25 protein-coding genes are annotated in these 23579 nt (G+C 60.6%); 11 read left to right on the top strand and 14 right to left on the bottom strand.

The annotated features are described in order from the left end of the window. Positions 1-50 precede the first annotated feature (50 nt). From AB3G88_RS06540 to pdeM, 9 genes are all read left to right on the top strand, one after another. Positions 51-1055, top strand: a complete 1005-nt coding sequence (locus AB3G88_RS06540; protein WP_400525433.1) for a ligase-associated DNA damage response exonuclease — start codon at positions 51-53, stop codon at positions 1053-1055. Continuing rightward, on the top strand, positions 1052-2686 hold the full coding sequence (locus AB3G88_RS06535; protein ID WP_112193879.1) for an ATP-dependent DNA ligase: 1635 nt from the start codon (positions 1052-1054) through the stop codon (positions 2684-2686). The genes AB3G88_RS06540 and AB3G88_RS06535 overlap by 4 nt, the downstream gene beginning before the upstream one ends. A gap of 223 nt (positions 2687-2909) precedes the next feature. After that, positions 2910-3689 (top strand): transporter substrate-binding domain-containing protein, encoded by a 780-nt coding sequence (locus AB3G88_RS06530; protein WP_032891615.1) that lies wholly within the window; start codon positions 2910-2912, stop codon positions 3687-3689. Positions 3690-3746: 57 nt separating this feature from the next. After that, on the top strand, positions 3747-4475 hold the full coding sequence (locus tag AB3G88_RS06525) for an ABC transporter permease (protein ID WP_032891617.1): 729 nt from the start codon (positions 3747-3749) through the stop codon (positions 4473-4475). Next, entirely contained in the window at positions 4472-5182 is a 711-nt protein-coding gene (locus AB3G88_RS06520; RefSeq protein ID WP_099583334.1) for an ABC transporter permease, read from the top strand. The genes AB3G88_RS06525 and AB3G88_RS06520 overlap by 4 nt, the downstream gene beginning before the upstream one ends. Before the next feature lie 9 nt (positions 5183-5191). Next, positions 5192-6310, top strand: a complete 1119-nt coding sequence (locus tag AB3G88_RS06515) for a succinylglutamate desuccinylase/aspartoacylase family protein (RefSeq protein WP_480453499.1) — start codon at positions 5192-5194, stop codon at positions 6308-6310. Positions 6311-6323: 13 nt separating this feature from the next. Beyond that, complete coding sequence (locus tag AB3G88_RS06510) at positions 6324-7088, top strand: ABC transporter ATP-binding protein (RefSeq protein ID WP_150761123.1); 765 nt, start codon at positions 6324-6326, stop codon at positions 7086-7088. A gap of 58 nt (positions 7089-7146) precedes the next feature. Continuing rightward, positions 7147-9621, top strand: coding sequence for a ligase-associated DNA damage response DEXH box helicase (locus tag AB3G88_RS06505; RefSeq protein ID WP_480453498.1), 2475 nt, complete (start codon positions 7147-7149; stop codon positions 9619-9621). Next, the gene (pdeM, locus tag AB3G88_RS06500) at positions 9618-10271 is read left to right on the top strand and encodes a ligase-associated DNA damage response endonuclease PdeM (protein ID WP_099583338.1); all 654 of its coding nucleotides are present in this window, start codon (positions 9618-9620) and stop codon (positions 10269-10271) included. Before AB3G88_RS06505 ends, pdeM begins: the two co-directional genes overlap by 4 nt. Before the next feature lie 23 nt (positions 10272-10294). Here the strand turns inward: pdeM and AB3G88_RS06495 are convergent, their stop codons facing one another. Both AB3G88_RS06495 and dcd read right to left on the bottom strand, forming a co-directional pair. Next, positions 10295-10492 (bottom strand): hypothetical protein, encoded by a 198-nt coding sequence (locus AB3G88_RS06495; RefSeq protein WP_010212420.1) that lies wholly within the window; start codon positions 10490-10492, stop codon positions 10295-10297. Between the two features lie 107 nt (positions 10493-10599). Further along, on the bottom strand, positions 10600-11166 hold the full coding sequence (gene dcd / locus AB3G88_RS06490; protein WP_003172320.1) for a dCTP deaminase: 567 nt from the start codon (positions 11164-11166) through the stop codon (positions 10600-10602). Positions 11167-11555: 389 nt separating this feature from the next. Between dcd and AB3G88_RS06485 the strand changes: the two genes are divergently transcribed. After that, complete coding sequence (locus AB3G88_RS06485) at positions 11556-11765, top strand: cold-shock protein (RefSeq protein ID WP_002554837.1); 210 nt, start codon at positions 11556-11558, stop codon at positions 11763-11765. Between the two features lie 181 nt (positions 11766-11946). Here AB3G88_RS06485 and rpoS read toward each other — a convergent pair whose 3' ends face one another. The 8 genes from rpoS to AB3G88_RS06445 form a co-directional block, all read right to left on the bottom strand. Beyond that, complete coding sequence (gene rpoS, locus AB3G88_RS06480; RefSeq protein ID WP_099583339.1) at positions 11947-12951, bottom strand: RNA polymerase sigma factor RpoS; 1005 nt, start codon at positions 12949-12951, stop codon at positions 11947-11949. A gap of 105 nt (positions 12952-13056) precedes the next feature. Then, a complete protein-coding gene (locus AB3G88_RS06475; protein WP_099583340.1) occupies positions 13057-13893 on the bottom strand; it encodes a peptidoglycan DD-metalloendopeptidase family protein in 837 nt (278 codons plus the stop codon). Between the two features lie 207 nt (positions 13894-14100). Next, positions 14101-14736, bottom strand: a complete 636-nt coding sequence (locus AB3G88_RS06470) for a protein-L-isoaspartate(D-aspartate) O-methyltransferase (protein WP_169899534.1) — start codon at positions 14734-14736, stop codon at positions 14101-14103. A 41-nt stretch (positions 14737-14777) separates the two neighbouring features. After that, positions 14778-15527, bottom strand: coding sequence for a 5'/3'-nucleotidase SurE (surE, locus tag AB3G88_RS06465; protein ID WP_099583341.1), 750 nt, complete (start codon positions 15525-15527; stop codon positions 14778-14780). Further along, positions 15515-16573 (bottom strand): tRNA pseudouridine(13) synthase TruD, encoded by a 1059-nt coding sequence (gene truD / locus AB3G88_RS06460; protein WP_099583342.1) that lies wholly within the window; start codon positions 16571-16573, stop codon positions 15515-15517. Before truD ends, surE begins: the two co-directional genes overlap by 13 nt. Further along, complete coding sequence (gene ispF, locus AB3G88_RS06455) at positions 16570-17043, bottom strand: 2-C-methyl-D-erythritol 2,4-cyclodiphosphate synthase (RefSeq protein ID WP_012722614.1); 474 nt, start codon at positions 17041-17043, stop codon at positions 16570-16572. The genes truD and ispF overlap by 4 nt, the downstream gene beginning before the upstream one ends. Positions 17044-17097: 54 nt before the next feature. Then, positions 17098-17943: an S-formylglutathione hydrolase gene (fghA, locus tag AB3G88_RS06450; protein WP_099583343.1), complete on the bottom strand. Its 846-nt coding sequence runs from the start codon at positions 17941-17943 to the stop codon at positions 17098-17100. Positions 17944-17951: 8 nt separating this feature from the next. Then, a complete protein-coding gene (locus AB3G88_RS06445) occupies positions 17952-19064 on the bottom strand; it encodes an S-(hydroxymethyl)glutathione dehydrogenase/class III alcohol dehydrogenase (RefSeq protein WP_057701300.1) in 1113 nt (370 codons plus the stop codon). Positions 19065-19174: 110 nt separating this feature from the next. On the opposite strand from AB3G88_RS06445, the gene AB3G88_RS06440 reads away from it, so the two are divergent. Next, positions 19175-20071: a LysR substrate-binding domain-containing protein gene (locus AB3G88_RS06440; RefSeq protein ID WP_099583344.1), complete on the top strand. Its 897-nt coding sequence runs from the start codon at positions 19175-19177 to the stop codon at positions 20069-20071. A gap of 58 nt (positions 20072-20129) precedes the next feature. On the opposite strand, the gene ispD is transcribed toward AB3G88_RS06440, so the two are convergent. The 4 genes from ispD to kdsA all read right to left on the bottom strand — a co-directional run bounded on the left by ispD (position 20130) and on the right by kdsA (position 23576). Then, positions 20130-20837: a 2-C-methyl-D-erythritol 4-phosphate cytidylyltransferase gene (gene ispD, locus AB3G88_RS06435; protein ID WP_400525413.1), complete on the bottom strand. Its 708-nt coding sequence runs from the start codon at positions 20835-20837 to the stop codon at positions 20130-20132. After that, complete coding sequence (gene ftsB / locus AB3G88_RS06430; protein ID WP_003231201.1) at positions 20834-21112, bottom strand: cell division protein FtsB; 279 nt, start codon at positions 21110-21112, stop codon at positions 20834-20836. The genes ispD and ftsB overlap by 4 nt, the downstream gene beginning before the upstream one ends. Before the next feature lie 171 nt (positions 21113-21283). Next, positions 21284-22573 carry a phosphopyruvate hydratase gene (gene eno / locus AB3G88_RS06425; protein WP_053137218.1) on the bottom strand — a complete coding sequence of 430 codons (1290 nt, stop codon included), beginning with the start codon at positions 22571-22573 and terminating at the stop codon, positions 21284-21286. 157 nt (positions 22574-22730) lie between these two features. Then, positions 22731-23576 carry a 3-deoxy-8-phosphooctulonate synthase gene (gene kdsA, locus AB3G88_RS06420; protein WP_010563535.1) on the bottom strand — a complete coding sequence of 282 codons (846 nt, stop codon included), beginning with the start codon at positions 23574-23576 and terminating at the stop codon, positions 22731-22733. Positions 23577-23579: the final 3 nt, after the last annotated feature.

Raw genomic sequence — 23579 nt, 5'->3', positions numbered from 1 at the left:
AGGCCCATTCTCCTCCTACCTGATAAGCCCATCGCCCCCGGCACGCGTCCATGGATCTTGTCATCGCCCGCCCCGAAGGTCTCTACTGCCCCTTTGGCGATTTCTACATCGACCCCTGGCGCCCGGTGGAACGCGCCGTCATCACCCACGCCCACGGCGACCATGCCCGCACCGGCAATCAGCATTATCTGGCCGCCGCACCCGGCGAAGGTATCCTGCGCTCGCGTCTGGGCCAGGACATCAACCTGCAAACCCTGGCCTATGGCGAGAAACTGCTGCACCACGGTGTGACCTTGAGTTTCCATCCCGCCGGGCATGTACTCGGTTCAGCCCAGGTGCGCCTCGAATACCAGGGTGAAGTCTGGGTGGCGTCCGGCGATTACAAAGTCGAGCCCGATGGCACCTGTGCGCCCTTCGAGCCGGTGCGTTGCCACACCTTTATCACCGAATCCACCTTTGGCCTGCCGATCTACCGCTGGCAGCCCCAGGCGCAGATTTTTGCCGGGATCAACGATTGGTGGCAGGCCAATATCGCCGCTGGCAAAGCCAGCGTGCTGTACTGCTATTCCTTCGGCAAAGCCCAGCGCATCCTGCATGGCATCGACGCCAGCATCGGCCCGATCCTCAGCCACGGCGCGGTCGAACCGCTGAACCGGGTGTACCGCGAGGCCGGCATCTATATCCCCGACACGCTCTACGCCGGGGACTTCACCAAGACCGACCCACTGCTGCGCCAAGCCTTGATCATCGCCCCGCCCTCCGCCGGCGGCAGCAGTTGGATCAAGCGTTTCGGCGACTACAGCGACGCGTTCGCCAGCGGCTGGATGCGCCTGCGCGGCACACGGCGGCGGCGCGGAGTGGACCGAGGTTTTGTACTGTCGGACCACGCCGATTGGCCGGGCCTGTTGTGGGCCATCGAACAGACCGGCGCAGAACGGGTGATGGTGACCCACGGTTCTGTCGGCGTATTGGTGCGCCACCTGCGGGAAAAAGGCCTGGACGCCCAGGGCTTCACCACCGAATACGGTGATGACGAAGAAGAGGCCAGCGCATGAGGGCCTTCGCCGAGCTGTACGCCAACCTCGACGCCACCACCTCCAGCAACGCCAAGCTCGCGGCCCTGCAAGCCTACTTCCTGCAAGCACCGCCCGAGGATGCGGCATGGGCGGTGTATTTCCTGTCCGGCGGACGCCCTCGGCAACTGGTGCCGACGCGCCTGCTGCGAGACATGGCCACCGAAGCGTCCGGCATCGAGCCGTGGCTGTTCGAAGAGAGCTACCAGTCGGTGGGTGACTTGGCCGAGACGATTTCCCTGCTGTTACCGGAATCGACCTACACCTCAGAAGACGGCCTGGCCGTGTGGCTGGAAGACAAACTCCTGCCCCTGCGCGGGCTCTCGCCCCTGGACTTGGCTGAACGCCTGCCAGCGTTATGGACACAACTGGATCAACCAAGCCTGATGGTGTGCATCAAATTGATTACCGGCAGCTTCCGCGTTGGCGTGTCCAAGCTGCTGGTCACCCGCGCCCTCGCGGCCATGGCCGGACTGGACAGTAAACGCGTGGCCCAGCGGCTGGTGGGCTACACCGATCTGTCCAATCGCCCTACACCTGAGGGCTACCTCAAGCTGATCGCCGCCGAATCGTCCGACGAACATGCACAACGAGGCGGACAGCCGTATCCGTTTTTTCTCGCTCACGGGTTGTCGCAGCCAGTGGAGCAATTCGATGCCCTGCTCGGCTCTCCAGCGGACTGGCAGGTGGAGTGGAAGTGGGACGGCATTCGTGCGCAGTTGGTCAAGCGTGACGGGCGCCTGTGGATCTGGTCCCGAGGCGAAGAGTTGGTGACTGAGCGGTTTCCCGAACTCCACAGCCTGGCGAGTGGCCTGCCCGATGGCACGGTGATCGACGGCGAAATCGTCGTGTGGAAAGACTCGGTGCAACCCTTCGCCCTGCTCCAACAACGTATCGGCCGCAAGACCCTGAGCAAAAAAGTGCTGGAGGATGCGCCGGTGGCAGTCCTGGCCTACGACCTGCTGGAACATCAGGGCGACGACTGGCGCAACCACACCCAGGCCAAACGCCGCGCACAACTGGAGCAGGTGATTGCCCAGTGCAACCAACCAGTGTTGCAGCCCTCACCGCTGCTGACGGGTGCAACCTGGCAAGACCTTGCCCAACAACGCGAAGCCTCCCGCAGCCTCGGCGTCGAAGGCATGATGCTCAAGAATCGCCAGGGCCTGTACGGCGTGGGCCGCACCAAGGATATGGGTCTGTGGTGGAAGTGGAAAGTCGACCCGTTCAGCGTCGACGCCGTGTTGATCTACGCCCAGCGCGGGCATGGCCGACGCGCCAGCTTATACAGCGACTACACCTTTGCCGTGTGGGACGGCCCGCCCGGCAGCGAGCGCACGCTCGTGCCGTTTGCCAAGGCCTATTCCGGGCTGACCGACGAGGAAATGCGCAAGGTCGACGCGATTGTGCGCAAGACCACGGTGGAAAAATTCGGCCCGGTCAGCAGCGTGACGCCGAGCATGGTGTTCGAGCTGGGGTTTGAAGGGATTGCCCTGTCCAAGCGCCACAAGAGCGGGATTGCCGTGCGCTTTCCCAGGATGTTGCGTTGGCGGCAGGACAAGACAGTCGACGAGGCCGACAACCTTGCCACCCTGCAGGACCTCCTGGCCTGACATAAATCCCCGCGTTGAATTTCCGTGCGACCTGAAATGGTGCGCTCATTTTCCCGCGCCCACTTTCGGGCATCTCCTACACTCAGATTTCCCTTGTCCTACCTTTTAAAACGCTCATTCGGAACTATGGTGCAGAAATTGCTACTTGTGATCCGTCTGACACCGTTCAGTAACAGTCCTAAACGCGCCACAAGCGCTTATCTTGGTTTCCAGGGATTACATAATGAAAAAAGCATTGCTGACCCTTTCTGCACTGGCTCTGTGCATGGCCGCCGGTACCGCGCTGGCCAAGGAATACAAGGAATTGCGTTTTGGTGTCGATCCGTCCTACGCGCCATTCGAATCCAAAGCTGCCGACGGCAGCCTGGTGGGCTTCGATATCGACCTGGGCAATGCCATCTGTGCGGAGCTGAAGGTCAAGTGCAAATGGGTCGAAAGTGACTTCGACGGCATGATCCCAGGCCTGAAAGCCAACAAGTTCGACGGCGTGATCTCGTCCATGACGGTGACCCCGGTGCGTGAAAAGGCCATCGACTTCTCCAACGAACTGTTCTCCGGCCCGACCTCGCTGGTGTTCAAGAAAGGCGCTGGGTTCTCTACCCCTGAGTCGCTCAAGGGCAAGTCCGTGGGCTACGAGCAAGGCACCATCCAGGAAGCCTACGCCAAGGCTGTGCTGGACAAGGCCGGTGTGACCACCAAGGCCTACGCCAACCAGGACCAGGTTTATGCTGACCTGACGTCCGGCCGTCTCGATGCGTCCGTGCAGGACATGCTGCAAGCCGAACTGGGCTTCCTGAAGTCGCCAGCCGGTGCCGGCTACGAAGTCAGCGCGGCCATTGACGACCCATTGCTGCCGTCGAAAACCGCGATCGGTATCAAAAAAGGTAACACTGAGCTCAAGGCACTTTTGGATAAAGGTATCAAAGCGTTACACGATGATGGCACCTACGCCACTATCCAGAAGAAACACTTTGGCGATCTGAACCTGTACAGCGGCAAGTAATGCCCGGGGCGCCCCTCCACTGGAGGGGCGCTTTTTTATCGCCATAGGTCCTGATTTATGTTCGAAGATCTGTTGCAAACCCTCGGGCTGAGCGCGTTCAGCTTGAAGGGTTTCGGCCCGCTGTTGCTGCAGGGCACCTGGATGACCCTCAAGTTGTCGGTGCTGTCCCTGGCCGTCAGCGTGTTGCTCGGCCTGCTCGGCGCCAGCGCCAAACTCTCCAGCCTGCCCTTCCTGCGCATTCCCGCCCAGCTCTACACCACCCTGATCCGTGGCGTGCCTGACCTGGTGCTGATGCTGCTGATTTTCTACAGCCTGCAAACCTGGCTTACCGGCCTTACCGATTTTATGGAATGGGAGTACATCGAGATCGACCCATTCAGCGCCGGGGTGATCACCCTGGGCTTTATCTACGGTGCCTACTTCACCGAGACCTTTCGCGGCGCGATTCTCGCCGTGCCCCGTGGCCAGTTGGAAGCTGCCACCGCCTATGGGCTCAAGCGCGGCCAGCGGTTTCGCTACGTGACCTTCCCGCAAATGATGCGTTTTGCCCTGCCCGGCATCGGCAATAACTGGATGGTGATGCTCAAGGCCACCGCGCTGGTGTCGATCATCGGCTTGGCGGACTTGGTCAAAGCGGCCCAGGACGCGGGCAAAAGCACTTACCAGCTGTTCTATTTCCTGGTGTTGGCCGCGCTGATCTACCTGGTGATCACCAGCGTCTCCAACTTTGTCCTGCGCCGTCTTGAACGTCGCTACTCCGCAGGCTCCCGGGAGGCAGTGCGATGATCGAACTCTTGCAGGAATACTGGCGCCCGTTCCTCTACAGCGACGGCCAGCACATCACCGGCCTGGCCATGACGATGTGGTTGCTCAGCGCCGCCTTGGTGATCGGGTTTCTGGTGTCGATCCCACTCTCCATCGCCCGCGTATCGCGCAAGCGCTGGGTGCGCTGGCCGGTGCAGTTCTACACTTACCTGTTTCGCGGTACGCCGCTCTATATTCAGTTGCTGATCTGTTACACCGGCATCTACAGCATCGCCGCCGTACGCGCCCAACCGGTGCTGGATGCGTTTTTCCGCGATGCAATGAACTGCACCATCCTCGCCTTCGCCCTCAACACCTGCGCCTACACCACGGAGATTTTCGCCGGCTCGATCCGCAGCATGGCCCACGGTGAAGTCGAGGCGGCCAAGGCCTACGGCCTCAGCGGCTGGAAGCTCTACGCCTATGTGATCATGCCGTCCGCACTGCGCCGCTCGTTGCCGTACTACAGCAACGAAGTGATCCTGATGCTGCACTCGACCACCGTGGCGTTTACCGCGACGATCCCGGACATTCTCAAAGTCGCGCGGGATGCCAACTCGGCGACCTTCATGACCTTTCAATCGTTCGGCATTGCCGCGCTGATCTACCTCGCCGTGACCTTTGCCCTGGTCGGCCTGTTTCGGCTGGCGGAACGTCGCTGGCTGGCCTTTCTCGGGCCAAGCCATTAAGGAGCCTTCATGCGTCATCAGCGACATGAACTGATTGCGCCGGTGCCAGGCACGGCGCGGCAGATCCACAGTTTCCACTTCGGCCCGCAGCAGGCCGCAGGCAAGGTCTACATCCAGGCGTCGCTGCATGCCGATGAGCTGCCCGGCATGTTGGTCGCCTGGCACCTGAAGGTGCGCCTCGCCGAATTGGCGGCGGCCGGACGGCTGTTGAGCGAGATCGTAGTGGTGCCCATCGCCAACCCGGTGGGCCTGGAACAGGTGTTGATGGATATCCCCCTGGGCCGCTACGAGCTGGAAAGCGGGCAGAACTTCAATCGCCTGTTTGTCGACCTCAGTGACGAGGTGGGCAACCGGGTCGAGGCGCTGCTGGGGGATGATCCGCAACGCAATGTCGAACTGATTCGCGCCGCATTGAGCAGCGCCCTCGCCGGGCAAACCGCCGTCACCCAATTGCAGTCTCAACGGCTGGTGCTGCAACGCCTGGCGTGCGACGCCGACATGGTGCTGGACCTGCATTGCGACTTCGAAGCCGTGGCGCACCTGTACACCACGCCTGAGGCCTGGCCGCAGGTGGAGCCGTTGGCGCGTTATCTAGGCTCGGAAGCCAATTTACTGGCCACCGACTCTGGCGGGCAGTCGTTCGATGAATGTTTCACCCTGGTCTGGTGGCAGTTGCAGCAACGGTTTGCCGAACGCTTCCCGATCCCCATGGGCAGTTTTTCGGTGACGGTCGAACTGCGCGGCCAGGGCGACGTCAACCACGGCCTGGCGGGCCTCGATTGCCAGGCGATCATCGACTACCTGATTCACTTCGGCGCGATCAGCGGCGAAGCGGCGCCCTTGCCCGACCTGCCCTACCCGGCCACCCCACTGGCCGGCGTCGAGCCCGTTGCAACACCCGTGGGCGGCCTGCTGGTGTTCAGCGCCCTGCCCGGTGAGTACCTGGAAGCCGGGCAACTGATTGCTGAAATCATCGACCCCATTACCGACCGCGTAACGCCTGTGCAGTGCCATCACGCAGGCCTGCTTTACGCCCGTTCGCTGCGCCGCATGGCCACTGCCGGGATGGTCATCGCCCATGTCGCCGGCTCAGAGGCCTACCGCAGCGGCTACCTACTTTCGCCTTGAGGATGCACGCCCCATGTACAAATTGACCGTTGAAGGCCTGCATAAAAGCTATGGCGACAATGAGGTGCTCAAAGGTGTCTCGCTGAAGGCCAGGACCGGTGACGTGATCAGCCTGATCGGCGCCAGCGGCTCGGGCAAAAGCACCTTTTTGCGCTGCATCAACTTCCTGGAAACCCCCAACGACGGCGCCATGACCCTCGACGATAAGCCGATCCGCATGGTCAGCGACCGCCACGGCATGCGCGTGGCCGACGACGCCGAATTGCAGCGCCTGCGCACGCGGCTGGCGATGGTGTTCCAGCACTTCAACCTGTGGAGCCACATGAGCGTGCTAGAAAACATCACCATGGCGCCACGCCGGGTGCTGGGTTGCAGTAAAAAGGACGCCGAGGACCGTGCCCGTCGCTATCTGGACAAGGTCGGCCTGCCAGCGCGAGTGGCCGACCAGTACCCGGCGTTTCTCTCCGGTGGCCAGCAGCAAAGGGTGGCCATCGCGCGCGCGCTGGCCATGGAACCGGAGGTGATGTTGTTTGACGAACCCACCTCGGCGCTCGACCCGGAGCTGGTGGGCGAAGTGTTGAAGGTGATCCAGGGCCTGGCCGAGGAAGGCCGCACCATGATCATGGTCACCCATGAGATGAGCTTTGCGCGCAAGGTGTCGAGCCAGGTGCTGTTCCTGCACAAGGGCCTGGTCGAAGAGCAAGGCGCGCCTGAGGATGTGTTGGGCAATCCGAAGAGCGAGCGTTTGCAGCAATTCCTCAGTGGCAATTTGAAGTAAACCTTTGCGGTGCCTGGAGGGTCTGTGGGAATAGACCTTCCAGAGCGTCAGCCGCCGCATGGCAAAACCCCACGACTTCGCCAAGACATGGTTCGCCGCCAAGGGCTGGAAGCCGTTCGACTTCCAGAAAGCGGTTTGGCAAGCGGTCAAGCAAGGCCGCTCAGGGCTGCTGCACGCCAGCACTGGCGCGGGTAAAACCTACGCACTGTGGTTTGCCGCCCTCAATCGCTTCGCCACCATCCGACCGCCTGCTAAGGGCAAACGCAAACAGCCTGCCGAACCGCTGACGGTGCTGTGGATCACGCCGATGCGTGCGCTGGCCGCCGACACGGCTCGCGCCCTCGAAGCGCCGCTGGCGACCTTGCAGATTCCGTGGAGCGTCGGCCTGCGCACGGGCGACACCAGCAGCAGCGAGCGCGCCCGGCAAACCCGGCGCCAACCCACCGTACTGATCACCACCCCGGAAAGCCTGACCCTGATGCTCGCCCGCGCCGACAGTGAGGCGAGCCTCGCGCACCTGCGCATGGTGGTGGTGGATGAATGGCATGAGCTGATCGGCAACAAGCGCGGCGTACAGTTGCAATTGGCGTTGGCGCGGCTGCGGCGCTGGCACCCTGACCTGATGGTGTGGGGCATTTCGGCGACCTTGGGTAATCAGCCCCACGCGCTGGAGGTATTGGTCCCACAAGGCGGCGGAATCAATGTGCAAGGGCAAACGGCCAAACAGCTGAAAGTCGACACCTTGTTGCCACTGGTTACCGAGCGTTTCCCGTGGGCCGGGCATATCGGTTTGAAGATGTTGCCGCAGGTGGTCGCCGAGGTGGAGGCCAGCAGCAGCTGCCTGGTGTTTACCAATACGCGGGCGCAGTCGGAAATCTGGTACCAGGCCTTACTGGAAGCGCGGCCGGAGTGGGCCGGGGTCATTGCCCTGCACCACGGTTCGTTGTCTCGGGAAACCCGCGATTGGGTAGAACGCGCCCTGAAAGACGGGCAGCTCAAGGCGGTGGTCTGCACCTCCAGCCTGGACCTGGGGGTGGATTTTTTGCCGGTGGAGCGGGTGTTGCAGATCGGCTCAGCCAAGGGCATCGCCCGTCTGATGCAACGTGCCGGGCGCTCCGGCCATGCGCCGGGGCGGCCATCGAGGGTGACGCTGGTGCCGACCCATAGCCTTGAACTGGTCGAGGCGGCGGCGGCCCAGGATGCAATTGCAGGGCGGCGCATCGAGGCCCGCGAATCACCCTGCAAACCGCTGGATGTACTCGTACAACACGTGGTGAGCATGGCCCTGGGCGGTGGCTTCACGCCGGATGCATTGCTGGCGGAAGTGCGCGGCGCCTGGGCGTATCGCGATCTTACGGACGCGGATTGGGCCTGGGCGCTGGGGTTTGTGCGCCATGGCGGGCTGTCGCTCACCGCTTATCCGGATTACCGCCGGGTGGAGCCCGACGAGCAGGGCATCTGGCGCGTGCCCGACGCCCGCTTGGCGCGACGCCATCGCATGAGTGTGGGCACCATTGTCAGCGACGCGAGTATCCAGTTGAAATTCTGGAGCAAGGGCGGCGGCGGCAAGAATCTGGGCAGCGTCGAGGAAGGTTTTATCGCACGGCTCAAGCCTGGGGATGGGTTTCTGTTTGCCGGGCGCCTGCTGGAACTGGTGCGGGTAGAAAACATGACCGCCTACGTGCGGCGCAGCACCGCCAAAAAGGCCGCCGTACCGCGCTGGAATGGCGGGCGCATGCCCCTTTCCAATGAGCTGGCCCAGGCCGTGGTGGAGCGCTTTGACTCGGCGGCGCAGGGTCGCTTCGAAGGCCCGGAAATGCAGGCGGTGCAACCATTGCTACAGACGCAGTTGCGCTGGTCCGGCCTGCCGACGCGGGAACATCTGTTGGCCGAAGTGCTGAAGTCGCGGGAAGGTTGGCACCTGTTTCTGTACCCGTTTGCCGGGCGCCAGGTGCATCTGGGGCTGGCGAGCCTGCTCGCCTGGCGGGTCAGCCAAGGACAGGCAGTGACCTTCTCCATTGCCGTCAATGACTATGGCTTGGAGTTACTGAGCGCCACGCCGGTGGATTGGCCTGTATGGCTGAGCGAGGCGCTGCTGAGCCCGGCCAATTTGCTGAGCGACGTCGCCGCCAGCCTGAATGCCGGGGAACTGGCCTTGCGGCGCTTTCGTGAAATCGCCCGTATCGCCGGGCTGGTGTTTGCCGGCTACCCCGGCGCGCCGAAAAGTACGCGCCAGGTGCAGGCGTCCAGCGGATTGTTCTTTGAAGTGTTCAAGCAGTATGACCCGCAGAACCTGTTGCTGGCCCAGGCCGGGGAAGAAGTCCTGCGTGACGAGTTGGATATTCGCCGCCTGGAAGAGACCTTGCTTCGCTTGTCGGCGCTGAAACTGGACATGCATATGATCGAACGTCCTACGCCCCTCGCCTTCCCGCTGCTGGTGGAGCGGATGCGCGAAAGCATGAGTTCGGAAAAGCTCTCGGAGCGCATTGCACGGATGGTCAAGGATTTGGAAAAAGTAGCGGAGAAACGATGACGCACTGCTCGGTGACGCTTGGCGGCGAAGAACTGTGGTTGCTGGCGGAGAAAGCCGTGTACTGGCCTGCGCGCCAGTGTTTGTTGATTGCCGATGCGCACTTTGGCAAGGCATCTGCCTATCGCAGCCTGGGGCAGCCAGTGCCGCAGGGCACGACTACCGACAATCTGCAGCGTCTGGATCACGTGTTAAGCGCCCTGCCGTGCGCGCAGGTGATCTTTCTGGGCGACTTCCTGCACGGTCCCGGCTCACACGCCAGCGGCACACTGAGCGCCTTGCGGGCCTGGCGAGCACGGCATTGCGACCTGGCGATGACGTTGATTCGCGGCAATCACGACAAACGCGCGGGCGATCCACCTGCTGACTTGAGGATCGAGGTGGTGCCTGAGCCGCTGCTGATGGGACCTTTCGCCCTGCAACACGAACCGGATCCCCATGCCAGCCACCTGGTGCTGGCGGGGCATGTGCACCCGGTGTATCGATTGCGCGGCAAGGGCCGGCAGAGCCTGCGCCTGCCGTGCTTCCTGCTGGGCAGGCACGTCAGCCTGTTGCCAGCGTTTGGCGCATTTACGGGCGGATACGCAGTAGATCAGGGCGATGATCACCAACTCTTTGTGATTGGCGATCACCAGGTCTGGCCAGTTGGCTGAAACACCGACTGGGCTTGCAGGTATCAGGCAACCGGTGCGGGTGGCGGCTCATCGGGAAGGGTCGGCTCACCGGGTTCGGTAGGCTGTGGGTAATCCGGCTCGGGTTGGCCGGGGATGCCGCCCGCATAAGCGGGATCGGCCATCAGGGACCAGGCCAGAACGCCAATCTGGTTGGGTTCAAGCCGGGCAAGTTCTGCGCTGATTCGCGGGTCGATCTTCATAAGGCACTCCTCAAGCGTGGCCCGGCGCGTTTTGCACGCGCCGAGGCAGTACACCCAATAGAGTCACTTTCTGCGGACTAATTCCCTTTACGCGTAGGACCTTTCGATCAAGCGCGTGGCAAGGTGACGCCGCGCTGGCCTTGGTACTTGCCTGCGCGGTCTTTGTAGGACACTTCACAGGCCTCGTCGGACTGCAAGAACAGCATCTGCGCCACGCCTTCATTGGCGTAGATCTTGGCCGGCAGGGTGGTGGTGTTGGAGAACTCCAGGGTGACGTGACCTTCCCACTCAGGCTCAAGCGGCGTCACGTTAACGATAATGCCGCAGCGCGCGTAGGTGCTTTTACCCAGGCAGATGGTCAGCACGTCGCGGGGAATACGGAAGAATTCCACGGTGCGCGCCAGGGCGAAAGAGTTTGGCGGAATGATGCACACGTCGCTCTTGACGTCGACGAAGCTCTTTTCGTCGAAGTTCTTCGGGTCGACGATCGCCGAGTTGATGTTGGTGAACACCTTGAACTCATCGGCGCAGCGCACATCGTAGCCGTAGCTGGAAACGCCATAGGAGATCACTCGGTCGTCGCCTTCACCACGAATCTGGCGCTCGACGAACGGTTCGATCATGCCGTGCTCTTGCGCCATGCGGCGAATCCACTTGTCCGATTTGATGCTCATGGCGGGTGTCCTGAATAGCGAGGTGGAAAAATTCTGTGTGGCATCTTACCGGTGCCGGCGTTGGGGTTCAAAGGGCGTCGGGCTTTTCTTGATGAATGCCCCGCCGGCTGTAAGGCGCAGCCAGCAGGGCCGGGGGCCGTATTGCCGCCAGCGGTACCGGTAAATACCACCGCCAGTCACGAAAATAGAGAAACCTTCGGAAATACCATTGGCACGTTCCGGAAAAAGGGTTAAGGTGGCGCCACTGTGCTGCTTGTGTCACTGAGAATCTCTACACGATATGTTGAATTTCGATCCAACCATCTCCAAGAATTTTTCCTGCTCTTTGCACTCAGTCTCGGCCAGGGCTTTTCCTGAGTCGCAGTTAACTTTGTCCAAGGAGATACACCATGTCTAATCGCCAAACTGGTACCGTTAAGTGGTTCAACGATGAAAAAGGCTTCGGCTTCATCACTCCACAATCCGGTGACGACCTGTTCGTTCACTTCAAAGCTATCCAATCCGACGGCTTCAAAAGCCTGAAAGAAGGCCAACAGGTTTCTTTCATCGCTACCCGCGGTCAGAAAGGCATGCAAGCTGAAGAAGTTCAAGTTATCTAACTTGTACTGACTTAGTCGAAAAAACCCCGCCCTTAAAAGCGGGGTTTTTTTATGCCTAGAACAAAAAATGTGGGAGGGGGCTTGCCCCCGATTGCGATGTATCAGTCGATATAACTGGCGACTGTGACACTGCTATCGGGGGCAAGCCCCCTCCCACATTCAAGCAATCAAGCTGCGCCGCTTATTGGAACAGCGATTCACTCGACAAGCCATTCTTCTCCAGGATCTCACGCAAGCGCTTGAGCCCTTCCACCTGGATCTGCCGCACCCGCTCACGGGTCAGGCCGATCTCCAGGCCTACGTCCTCCAGGGTGCTGCTCTCATGACCACGCAGGCCGAAGCGGCGAATCACCACTTCACGCTGCTTGTCTGTAAGCTCCGACAACCACTGGTCAATGCTTTGGGACAGATCAACGTCCTGCAACAGCTCGCAAGGATCTGTAGGGCGATCATCCGTCAGGGTGTCCAGCAGGGTTTTATCCGAATCCGGACCCAGCGAGACATCGACCGAAGACACGCGCTCGTTAAGGCCCAGCATGCGCTTGACCTCCCCTACCGGTTTTTCCAGCAGGTTGGCGATTTCTTCGGGCGAGGGTTCATGATCGAGTTTTTGAGTGAGCTCACGCGCTGCCCGCAGGTAGACGTTGAGCTCCTTGACCACATGGATCGGCAACCGGATCGTGCGGGTCTGATTCATGATCGCCCGTTCGATGGTCTGGCGAATCCACCAGGTGGCATAGGTTGAAAAGCGGAAGCCCCGCTCAGGGTCGAACTTCTCCACTGCCCGGATCAGGCCCAGGTTGCCCTCCTCGATCAGGTCCAACAGGGACAGCCCACGGTTGACGTAGCGCCGGGCGATTTTCACCACCAGGCGCAGGTTGCTTTCAATCATGCGCTTGCGCCCAGCCGGATCACCCTTTTGCGACAACCGCGCAAAATGGACTTCCTCTTCGGGGGTCAGCAGGGGGGAAAAGCCGATTTCATTGAGGTACAGCTGGGTCGCGTCGAGCGCCCGTGTGTAATCAATGTATTTATGTTGCTTTAACGCGGAGGAGTTTTTGGATTTGGTGCGAACTGAAGGTGTTGCAGGTCCCTCATTCGACATCGATTCCATAGCGATACCGGTCTCCATAAGGAGAACCTCATCGTCGATGTCAAACTCCGGCGCTTCTTTACTGAGAGCCATTGTTATAGTCCTTTGGTGAGTTCGACCTCAAGCTCAAGCGACGCCTTTATCCTTGGCAACGCTGGAGCCTGTTCCTTCTACGTGAGGGAACAGGCTGGCAACACATCAACGACGGGGTAAGAATTGCAGCGGATCTACAGGCTTCCCTTGACGGCGAATCTCAAAGTGCAGTTTCACCCGGTCTGTACCCGTTGAACCCATTTCGGCAATTGTCTGTCCGACTTTGACTTGCTGCCCCTCCCGAACCAACAGCCTGCGGTTATGACCGTAAGCACTGACGTAGGTATCACTGTGTTTGATGATGACCAGCTCGCCGTAGCCCCGTAAACCACTCCCGGCGTACACCACTGTCCCATCAGACGCAGCTAAAACAGGCTGTCCCAAATCCCCGGCGATATCAATGCCTTTATTCAAACTACCGTTTGAAGAGAATTTTCCAATCAACACTCCGTTTGAGGGCCATCCCCAACCGGTCGGCGCAGGTCCGGCAGGCGGCAACGGCGCGGCTGTCGGCTTGTTCGCAGCCGTCGGCGCAGCAGTGCCGGCAGGCCGAGTAATGATGGTGGTTTTGCTCGAAGACGACGGTGAAGATCCGGTGTTTGTCACAACCGCCGTAGGCGCGGAACCGGTGCGACCATCGAAGCGAATCGTCTGACCCGGATGTATCGTGTAGGGCACAGGAATATTGTTACGGGCTGCAAGCGCTTTGTAGTCCCAGCCATAACGGAAGGCGATCGAGAACATCGTGTCGCCCTTGCGCACCACATATTGCCCGGTAGTTACCGTCGGCTTTTGCGGTGCGGCATTATTACGGTCAACGACCCGTGCACCGCTGCTTGGCGAGCTGGAACAGCCCACCAACAAGGAACCGAAGACAAGGCCAAGCACCAGTCGCTGAAAACTTGTTTTACCCATACGCTGCGCAAGACCTGTGAGACTCACCCGCCGCTCCCTTTATGGTGGCTGAACATGAACGCCTGTATCAGGCTTGAAATATGTCGCAAGTATAACTGGGCATTGAAGTTTTACCGGCACGCGACTGAAACGAATCATTCAACGTGTTGAATCGATGAAGCCATCATGTTGACTTGATGGACCCCGCCGTAAGACACATCCCCATCCGCAGAATTCACTGACGGCGAAAATTCATCAGGCCAGCGGGCCGTTGAGTAACGGAACAAAGCGCACGGCGCCCAATACATGCCGGGAAAAACCGTCGTCTTCACGGACAATAAGCATCAATTGTTGCACTTCGCCGGAGCCCACCGGGATGACCAGGCGCCCGCCCGGGGCCAACTGGTCGAGCAGCGCTTGCGGAACATCGGTGGCCACGGCGGTGACGATGATGCCGTTGTAAGGCGCCAGCGCCGGCCAGCCTTCCCAGCCATCCCCCCAGCGAAACACCACGTTGCGCAGGTTCAGTTCCACCAGGCGTTCCTTGGCACGATCCTGAAGCACCTTGATGCGCTCCACCGAGAACACACGCTCCACCAGCTGCGACAGCACGGCGGTCTGGTAGCCGGAACCGGTGCCGATCTCCAACACCTTATCCAGCGGCCCTGCGGCCAGCAGCAGCTCGCTCATGCGCGCCACCATGTAGGGCTGGGAGATGGTCTGGTTATGCCCGATGGGCAAGGCCGTATCTTCATAGGCGCGATGGGCCAGGGCCTCATCGACAAACAGATGGCGAGGCGTACGGCGGATCACTTCCAACACCTGGGCGTTGGACAACCCTTCTTCGTACAGGCGCTGGATCAAACGCTCACGGGTGCGCTGGGAGGTCATCCCGATGCCCCGACGCAGCAGGTCGTCTTGTTCACGAGCCATCAGCGCAATCCCTCCAGCCAGCCTTCGAGACCACTGAAGGCATCGCTGAAGGTTCGGTCGAATTGCAACGGGGTAATCGACACATAACCTTGCATCACCGCATGAAAGTCCGTGCCCTCGCCCCCGTCTTCGGCATCACCGGCGGCTGCAATCCAATAGCCTTCCTTGCCGCGCGGGTCGACCACTTTCAACGGCGCTGCTGCACGGGCGCGATGGCCCAGGCGCGTCAGTTGGATGCCACGGATATGGTCGAGGGGCAAATTGGGAATATTGACGTTGAGCACTGTACGCGGCGGCAGGTCCAGAGAGGCGTGGGCCTCCACCAGCTTGCGTGCGAAATAGGCGGCGGTGGGCAGGTTGTCCAGTTGCCGCGAGGCAAACGAAAAAGCGAACGAGGTACGGCCCAGGAAGCGCCCTTCGAGCGCTGCCGCCACGGTGCCGGAATACAGCACGTCGTCGCCCAGGTTGGCGCCGAGGTTGATGCCCGACACCACCAGGTCCGGCTCTTGATCCAACAGGCTGTTGATGGCCAGGTGCACGCAGTCGGTGGGCGTACCGTTGACGCTGATAAAGCCATTGGCCAGAACCTGCGGGTGCAGGGGACGGTCAAGCGTCAGCGAACTGCTGGCACCACTCTTGTCCTGGTCGGGGGCAACCACCACGCACTCGGCGTAATCCTGCAGCGCAGCATAGAGCGCGGCAAGGCCGGGTGCGGTGGCACCGTCATCGTTTGATATCAGAATACGCATGGGCTGTCCGTCTGCCCCACCGGCACCAGATCAACAAGCTCGCGCACCAAGACAGTGGCGAAGCATCCGGCCGGCAGGACGAATTCCAATTGCAGAATGTCAGGCCCGGGATAATGCCACGTCAACCCGCCAATGGGCAGTCGCAGAATGCGACGTTCCTGGCTCATGCCGGCATTCACCAGCCAATCGCGCAGGTCGGCTTCACTGGCGGCGATCGCCTGCTCCAGTTCATGGGTGGCACCGGTCGCGGGCGAATCGCCTTCGCCCCACTGCGGGCCGGTGGGGTGCAGGTCCAGGATCGCCAGGCGCGGGTCACTGCACTCAGCCTCTCCCGCCGGGAAAAAACTGCGACTGTCAGTAAACGCCAGCAGATCACCCACTTGCGCACGCTGCCAGGAACCGTCGGCGACCCGTGCTGCCAGGACCTTGTTGAACAGGAAACTGCGCGCCGTAGACAACAACCGCGAACGCACATTGCGCTGCTCTGGCAGGGCCTTGCGCGCGGCCCACTCACGGGCGTCGACCACATTGCCACCGTTGTGGCCAAAACGCTGGGTGCCGAAATAATTGGGAATGCCGTGCTGCGCAATCAGCTGCAAACGCGCATCGATGGCGGCGGTATCGCCGGCCAGCTGGGTCAGGCGCAAGGTGAACCCGTTGGCCGCGTGCGCGCCGCGTTGCAGCTTGCGCTTGTGGCGGGCGGTTTTGAGAATCTTGAGGGTGTCGTTTTCTGCAGCGCTCATGTCCGGGTCGGCCTTGCCCGGCAGTTGCACGCTGAACCACTGGCGGGTCAGCGCCTGGCGGTCCTTGAGCCCGGCATAACTGACGGTGCGCAACGGCACGCCGGCAGCTTTGGCGATACGGCGCGCAGCTTCCTCAGTATTGAGGCCACGTTTTTCCACCCACAGCCACAAGTGCTCGCCCTCGCCGGTCAGCGGGATATCCAGCACTTCGTCGACCTGGAAATCTTCAGCCGTGGCCTTCAAGACCGCGCTGCCCAAGGCCTCGCCGTAGGCACGCGGGCCCAGCAATTCCAGATCATTCATGCGCGCAGCAACAAGGCGACGGAGTGCACCGCAATGCCCTCTTCACGACCGGTAAACCCGAGCTTTTCGGTGGTGGTGGCTTTCACGTTGACTTGATCCAATTCAATTTGCAGGTCTGCGGCAATCAGTGCGCGCATCGATTCGATATGGGGCGCCATCTTCGGTGCCTGGGCGACGATGGTGTTGTCGACGTTACCGACCTTCCAGCCCTTGGCGTGGATCAGGCCGACCACGTGGCGCAGCAATACCCGGCTGTCCGCGCCCTTGAAGGTGGGGTCGGTGTCCGGAAAGTGCTTGCCGATATCACCCAACGCCGCAGCGCCGAGCAAGGCATCGCTCAAGGCATGCAACACCACGTCGCCGTCGGAATGAGCCAGCAGCCCATGGTGGTGCGCAATGCGCACGCCGCCCAGGGTGATGAAATCGCCTTCAGCGAAACGGTGCACATCGTAGCCGTGGCCAATACGCATAAAAAAACGCCCCGATTTAATTCAGGGCGTGATTCTACCTACTTTTGCCTCACATTAACCGAGCAAAGCACGGCCATGGTGTCGCAAATGGTCTTCGATGAAGCTGGCGATGAAGAAATAGCTATGGTCATAGCCGGGTTGCAGGCGCAGTTCCAGCGGATGCTTGGCCGCCTTGGCTGCTTGCCGCAGGGCTTCAGGCTTGAGCTGCACCGCGAGGAAATCGTCGCGATCGCCCTGGTCCACCAGCAAGGGCAGCTTTTGCGAGGCTTCGCTGATCAATACGCAGGCATCCCATTCACGCCACTTCGAGCGCTCTTCGCCCAGGTAACGGGAGAAGGCTTTCTGGCCCCACGGGCAATCCATCGGGTTGTTGATCGGCGAAAACGCCGACACCGACTGGTAACGCCCCGGATTGCGCAGCGCGCACACCAGCGCACCGTGTCCGCCCATGGAGTGGCCGCTGATACCGCGTTTATCCGAAGCAGGGAAATGCGCTTCAACCAACGCCGGCAATTCCTGCACCACGTAGTCATGCATCCGATAATGCCTGGCCCACGGTTCCTGCGTGGCATTCAGATAGAAACCGGCCCCCAGACCGAAGTCCCAGGCGTTATCCGGATCACCCGGCACACCGGGACCGCGAGGGCTGGTGTCCGGCGCAACGATGATCAACCCCAGCTCGGCGGCCATGCGCTGTGCGCCGGCCTTCTGCATGAAGTTCTCGTCGGTGCAGGTCAACCCGGACAGCCAATACAGCACCGGCAGCTTGCCGCCCTGCTCCGCTTGCGGCGGCAGGTAAACGGCGAAGGTCATGTCGCAATCGAGCACGTCGGAATGATGCTTGTAGCGTTTATGCCAGCCGCCGAAGCTCTTCTGGCAGGACAGGTTTTCCAGACTCATGGCCGACCTCAGAAGTGGATGACGGTACGAATGCTTTTGCCTTCATGCATCAGGTCAAACGCTTTGTTGATGTCTTCCAGGCCCATGGTGTGGGTGATGAAGGTGTCCAGCGGGATCTCGCCGGTCTGGGCCATTTCCACGTAGCTTGGCAATTCAGTACGACCGCGCACGCCACCGAACGCCGAACCACGCCAGACGCGACCGGTCACCAACTGGAACGGACGGGTAGCGATTTCCTGGCCAGCACCGGCTACACCGATGATCACCGACTCGCCCCAGCCTTTATGGCAGCACTCAAGTGCCGCACGCATCAGTTGCACGTTGCCGATGCATTCGAAGGAAAAGTCCACGCCGCCGTCGGTCAAATCAACAATCACGTCCTGGATCGGGCGGTCGTAGTCTTTCGGGTTGATGCAGTCGGTTGCGCCCAATTGCTTGGCAATTTCGAACTTGGCCGGGTTGATGTCGATGGCAATGATGCGACCGGCCTTGGCCTTGACCGCGCCGATCACCGCTGACAGGCCGATGCCGCCCAGCCCGAAGATAGCCACGGTATCGCCCGGTTTGACCTTGGCAGTGTTGAGCACCGCACCGATGCCTGTGGTGACGCCGCAACCAAGCAGGCAGACTTTTTCCAGCGGCGCGTCTTTAGCAATCTTGGCCACGGAGATTTCCGGCAACACGGTGTACTCGGAGAAGGTCGAGGTGCCCATGTAGTGGAAAATCGGCTGGCCCTTGTAGGAAAAGCGCGTGGTGCCATCCGGCATCAAGCCTTTGCCCTGGGTAGAACGGATGGCCTGGCACAGGTTGGTCTTGCCCGACAGGCAGAATTTGCACTTGCCGCATTCCGGGGTGTACAGCGGGATCACATGGTCACCAACGGCGACCGAGGTAACGCCCTCGCCGATGGCTTCAACCACCGCACCGCCTTCGTGGCCGAGGATCGACGGGAAGATACCTTCCGGGTCGGCGCCCGACAGGGTGTAGGCGTCGGTGTGGCAGACGCCGGAAGCCACCACGCGCAACAGGACTTCGCCAGCCTTGGGCATGGCGACATCCACCTCAACAATCTCAAGGGGTTTCTTGGCTTCGAAGGCGACGGCGGCGCGGGACTTGATCATCCGGTGTTTCTCCAGGGAGTTTAAAACTGAGACGGCGAGTGTAAAACATGCCCCACTGATTAATAATCCAGGCAAAAGCAAAACTTTATTGCTGTACAGGGACAATCACCATGTTGGAAAACCGCTGGGAAGGCATCGATGAATTTGTCGCCGTGGCCGAGTGCAGCCAATTCACGGCAGCGGCCGAGCGCCTGGGCGTGTCCTCATCCCATATCAGCCGGCAGGTGGCCCGCCTGGAAGAGCGACTGCAAACACGATTGTTGTATCGCAGTACGCGCAAGGTGACGCTGACCGAAGCCGGCCAGACTTTCCTGCAACACTGCCAACGCTTGCAGGACGGTCGCGAAGAAGCCCTGCGTGCGGTAGGCGACCTCGCCAGCGAACCCAAAGGCATGCTGCGCATGACGTGCGCCGTGGCTTACGGCGAACGTTTTATTGTGCCGTTGGTGACGCGATTCATGGGGCTTTACCCTCAGTTGCGGGTGGATATCGAATTGAGCAACCGCCAGTTGGATCTCGTGCATGAGGGCCTGGACCTGGCGATTCGCCTGGGGCGCCTGCAGGATTCGCGAATGGTCGCCAGCCGCCTCGCGCCGCGCCGCATGTACTTGTGCGCCTCGCCGTCCTACTTGGCACGGTACGGTCGGCCACATAGCTTGTCGGAATTGAGTCGGCACAACTGCCTGATCGGCAGTTCGGATATTTGGCAACTGGCCCAGGACGGGCGCGAATTCTCCCAGCGGGTGCAGGGAAACTGGCGCTGCAACAGTGGGCAGGCGGTGCTGGACGCGGCGTTGCAGGGGGTTGGGTTGTGTCAGTTGCCGGACTATTACGTGCTGGAGCACTTGCACAGCGGCGCGCTGGTGTCGCTGCTTGAGGCGCATCAGCCGCCGAATACGGCGGTGTGGGCGCTATATCCGCAACAGCGGCATTTGTCGCCGAAGGTCAGGAAGCTGGTGGATTTCTTGAAGGAGGGGTTGGCCGGGAGGCCGGAGTACAGTCGTTGATTGGATGTTGCTTGGGCGGGCCTCATCGGGGGCAAGCCCCCTATAGCGGTTCCGCTGATTACCGCCGATTCGCCCACCGCAACCGCAACCACTCAAGATCCTCCGGCCGGGTCACCTTGATATTGTCCGTACGCCCTTCTATCAGGCGCGGCGCCTGACCGGACCACTCCATGGCGGAGGCTTCGTCGGTGATAAGCGCATCGGCCACCAGGCTGTCAGCCAATGCGCGGTGCAAGGCGCCGAGGCGAAACATCTGCGGCGTGTAGGCTTGCCAGATGAGACTGCGATCCACGGTTTCCACCACCCGACCCTGCTTGTCGGCACGCTTCAGGGTATCGCGCGCCGGCACAGCCAAAAGGCCGCCGACGGGATCGTCAGCCAGTTCGCTCAATAAATTGTCGAGGTCCTCACGACTCAGATTAGGCCGGGCAGCATCATGCACCAGCACCCAATCCTCATCGCTGGCGCCCAGGGCATTGAGCTGCAGCAACGCGTTAAGCACAGAACCCGAGCGCTCGGCGCCACCGTCCGCACGCTGGATACGCGGGTCAGCGGCACATGCCAGATTTGGCCAATAGGGGTCATCACAAGCAAGACTGACCACCAGGCCCTTGAGCGCGGGGTGGTCGAGAAAACAGCCAAGGCTGTGTTCAAGAATAGTGCGCCCGCCCAGTTGCAAATATTGCTTGGGACGGTCCGCAGCCATACGGGCACCGACGCCCGCGGCAGGAATCACGGCCCAGAAGGCCGGCAAACTGTTACTCATTGGGCCAACTGGTAGAGGGTTTCGCCCTCCTTGACCATGCCCAGTTCATGACGAGCCCGCTCTTCAACGGTCTCCGTGCCTTTTTTCAGCTCAAGCACTTCAGCATCCAGGACGCGGTTGCGCTCCAGCAAGATCTCGTTTTCGGCGTGCTGTGCCGCAATTTGCTCAGTCAGGTCTTTTACCTGCGCAAAGCTGCCATTACCCACCCACAGGCGGTACTGCAGGCCAGCCAGCAACAAGAGCAAGACGAGGAACAACCAATTGGGACTGCGCATCGAATATCGGGTATCCAGTGAAAAAAGACAGCCATGCCTAACTTTTGAAGCAACTGATAGCACGAAGCCTGGAAGAACCAGGCTTGTGCTTGATAGCCATCAGATTAGCGTCGAAATGTTCACTTTCGTGAACTTTCCGACGCAATCCGCCGACTTTTTAGCATTTACAGATCAGCCGCGAAACTCACCGCGACCGTTGTACTTGGCTTTGCCCGCCAGTTGCTCTTCGATACGCAGCAATTGGTTGTACTTGGAAACGCGATCGGAACGGCACAGGGAACCGGTCTTGATCTGGCCCGCCGAGGTACCCACGGCCAGGTCGGCAATGGTCGAATCTTCGGTTTCGCCGGAGCGATGGGAGATTACGGCGGTGTAGCCCGCAGCCTTGGCCATCTGGATGGCTTCCAGGGTTTCGGTCAGGGTGCCGATCTGGTTGAACTTGATCAGGATCGAGTTGGCGATCTTTTTATCGATGCCTTCCTTCAGGATCTTGGTGTTGGTCACGAACAGGTCGTCGCCGACCAATTGGACTTTCTCGCCGATCTTGTCGGTGAGGATTTTCCAGCCGTCCCAATCGGACTCGTCCAGGCCGTCTTCGATCGAGATGATCGGATAGCGCTGGGTCAGGCCCTTCAGGTACTCAGCAAAACCTTCGGAGTTGAACACCTGGCCTTCGCCGGACAGGTTGTATTTGCCGTCTTCATAGAATTCGCTGGCGGCGCAGTCCAGGGCCAGGGTCACGTCGGTGCCGAGCGTGTAGCCAGCGTTGGCCACGGCTTCGGAGATCACTTTCAGTGCATCTTCGTTGGACGCCAGGTTGGGTGCGAAACCACCTTCGTCGCCTACGGCAGTGCTCAGGCCACGGGCCTTCAGGACAGCTTTCAGGTGATGGAAGATCTCGGTGCCCATGCGCAGGCCTTCGGAGAAGGTCTTGGCGCCAACCGGCTGCACCATGAATTCCTGGATGTCGACGTTGTTATCAGCGTGCTCGCCACCGTTGATGATGTTCATCATCGGCACCGGCATCGAATAGACACCCGGCGTACCGTTCAGGTTGGCGATGTGAGCGTACAGCGGCAGGTCCTGGTCCTGAGCAGCAGCCTTGGCAGCGGCCAGGGACACGGCGAGGATGGCGTTGGCGCCCAGGCTACCTTTGTTTTCGGTGCCGTCGAGCTTGATCATCGCGTGGTCCAGGGCTTTCTGGTCCAGCGGATCCTTGCCCAGCAACAGGTCACGGATCGGGCCGTTGATGTTGGCTACAGCCTTGAGTACACCCTTGCCCAGGTAACGGCTCTTGTCGCCATCACGCAGTTCCAGCGCTTCGCGCGAACCGGTGGAAGCACCGGACGGCGCGCAGGCGCTGCCGATGATGCCGTTATCGAGAAGCACGTCGGCTTCGACGGTGGGGTTGCCACGGGAGTCGAGAACTTCACGACCTTTGATGTCGACGATTTTTGCCATTGTTGTAAACACTCCAAAGTTGACGAAAACGACGCAGCTGAAGGGAAACTTTTGACCGACCGCAAGGGTGGAACAACGGGGCAGGCTTGCAGGCGGCAAGGCTCAGGCCCGAGGGCCTGAACAGAAAACGTGGGAAAGTCTACCGGAGAAACGACGCTTACGCGGTCTCTACCGTCGGAAAACTCTTGACCAGTTCGTCCAACTGCTTGAGCTGGGCCAGGAATGGCTCCAGCTTGTCCAGGCGCAAGGCACATGGACCGTCGCATTTGGCGTTGTCCGGATCCGGGTGGGCTTCCAGGAACAGGCCAGCCAGGGACTGGCTGATGCCGGCCTTGGCCAGGTCCAGTACCTGGGCACGACGCCCACCGGCGGAGTCGGCGCGACCACCGGGCATTTGCAGCGCGTGGGTCACGTCGAAGAACACCGGGTATTCGAACTGTTTCATGATGCCGAAACCGAGCATGTCCACCACGAGGTTGTTGTAGCCGAAGCTCGAACCGCGCTCGCAGAGGATCAACTGGTCGTTACCCGCTTCCACGCACTTGTTCAGGATGTGTTTCATCTCCTGGGGCGCGAGGAACTGGGCTTTCTTGATATTGATCACTGCGCCGGTCTTGGCCATCGCGACGACCAGATCGGTCTGGCGCGACAGGAAGGCCGGCAACTGGATGATGTCGCATACTTCGGCGACCACGGCGGCCTGTTCAGGCTCGTGGACGTCGGTGATGATCGGCACACCGAAGGCTTGCTTGATGTCCTGGAAGATCCGCATGCCTTCTTCGAGGCCTGGGCCGCGATAGGAGGTCACGGACGAACGGTTGGCCTTGTCGAAGCTGGCCTTGAACACGTAAGGGATACCCAGTTTCTGGGTAACCTTTACGTACTCTTCACAGACCTGCATCGCCATGTCACGGCTTTCCAGCACGTTCATGCCGCCGAACAGCACCATGGGCTTGTCGTTGGCAATCTCGATGTCGCCTACGCGAATGATCTTCTGGGCCATCAG

This window comes from Pseudomonas arvensis, from assembly GCF_056688935.1.
The sequence above is the reverse complement of the archived record's forward strand: the minus strand, read 5'-3'. Positions and strand labels throughout refer to the sequence as shown.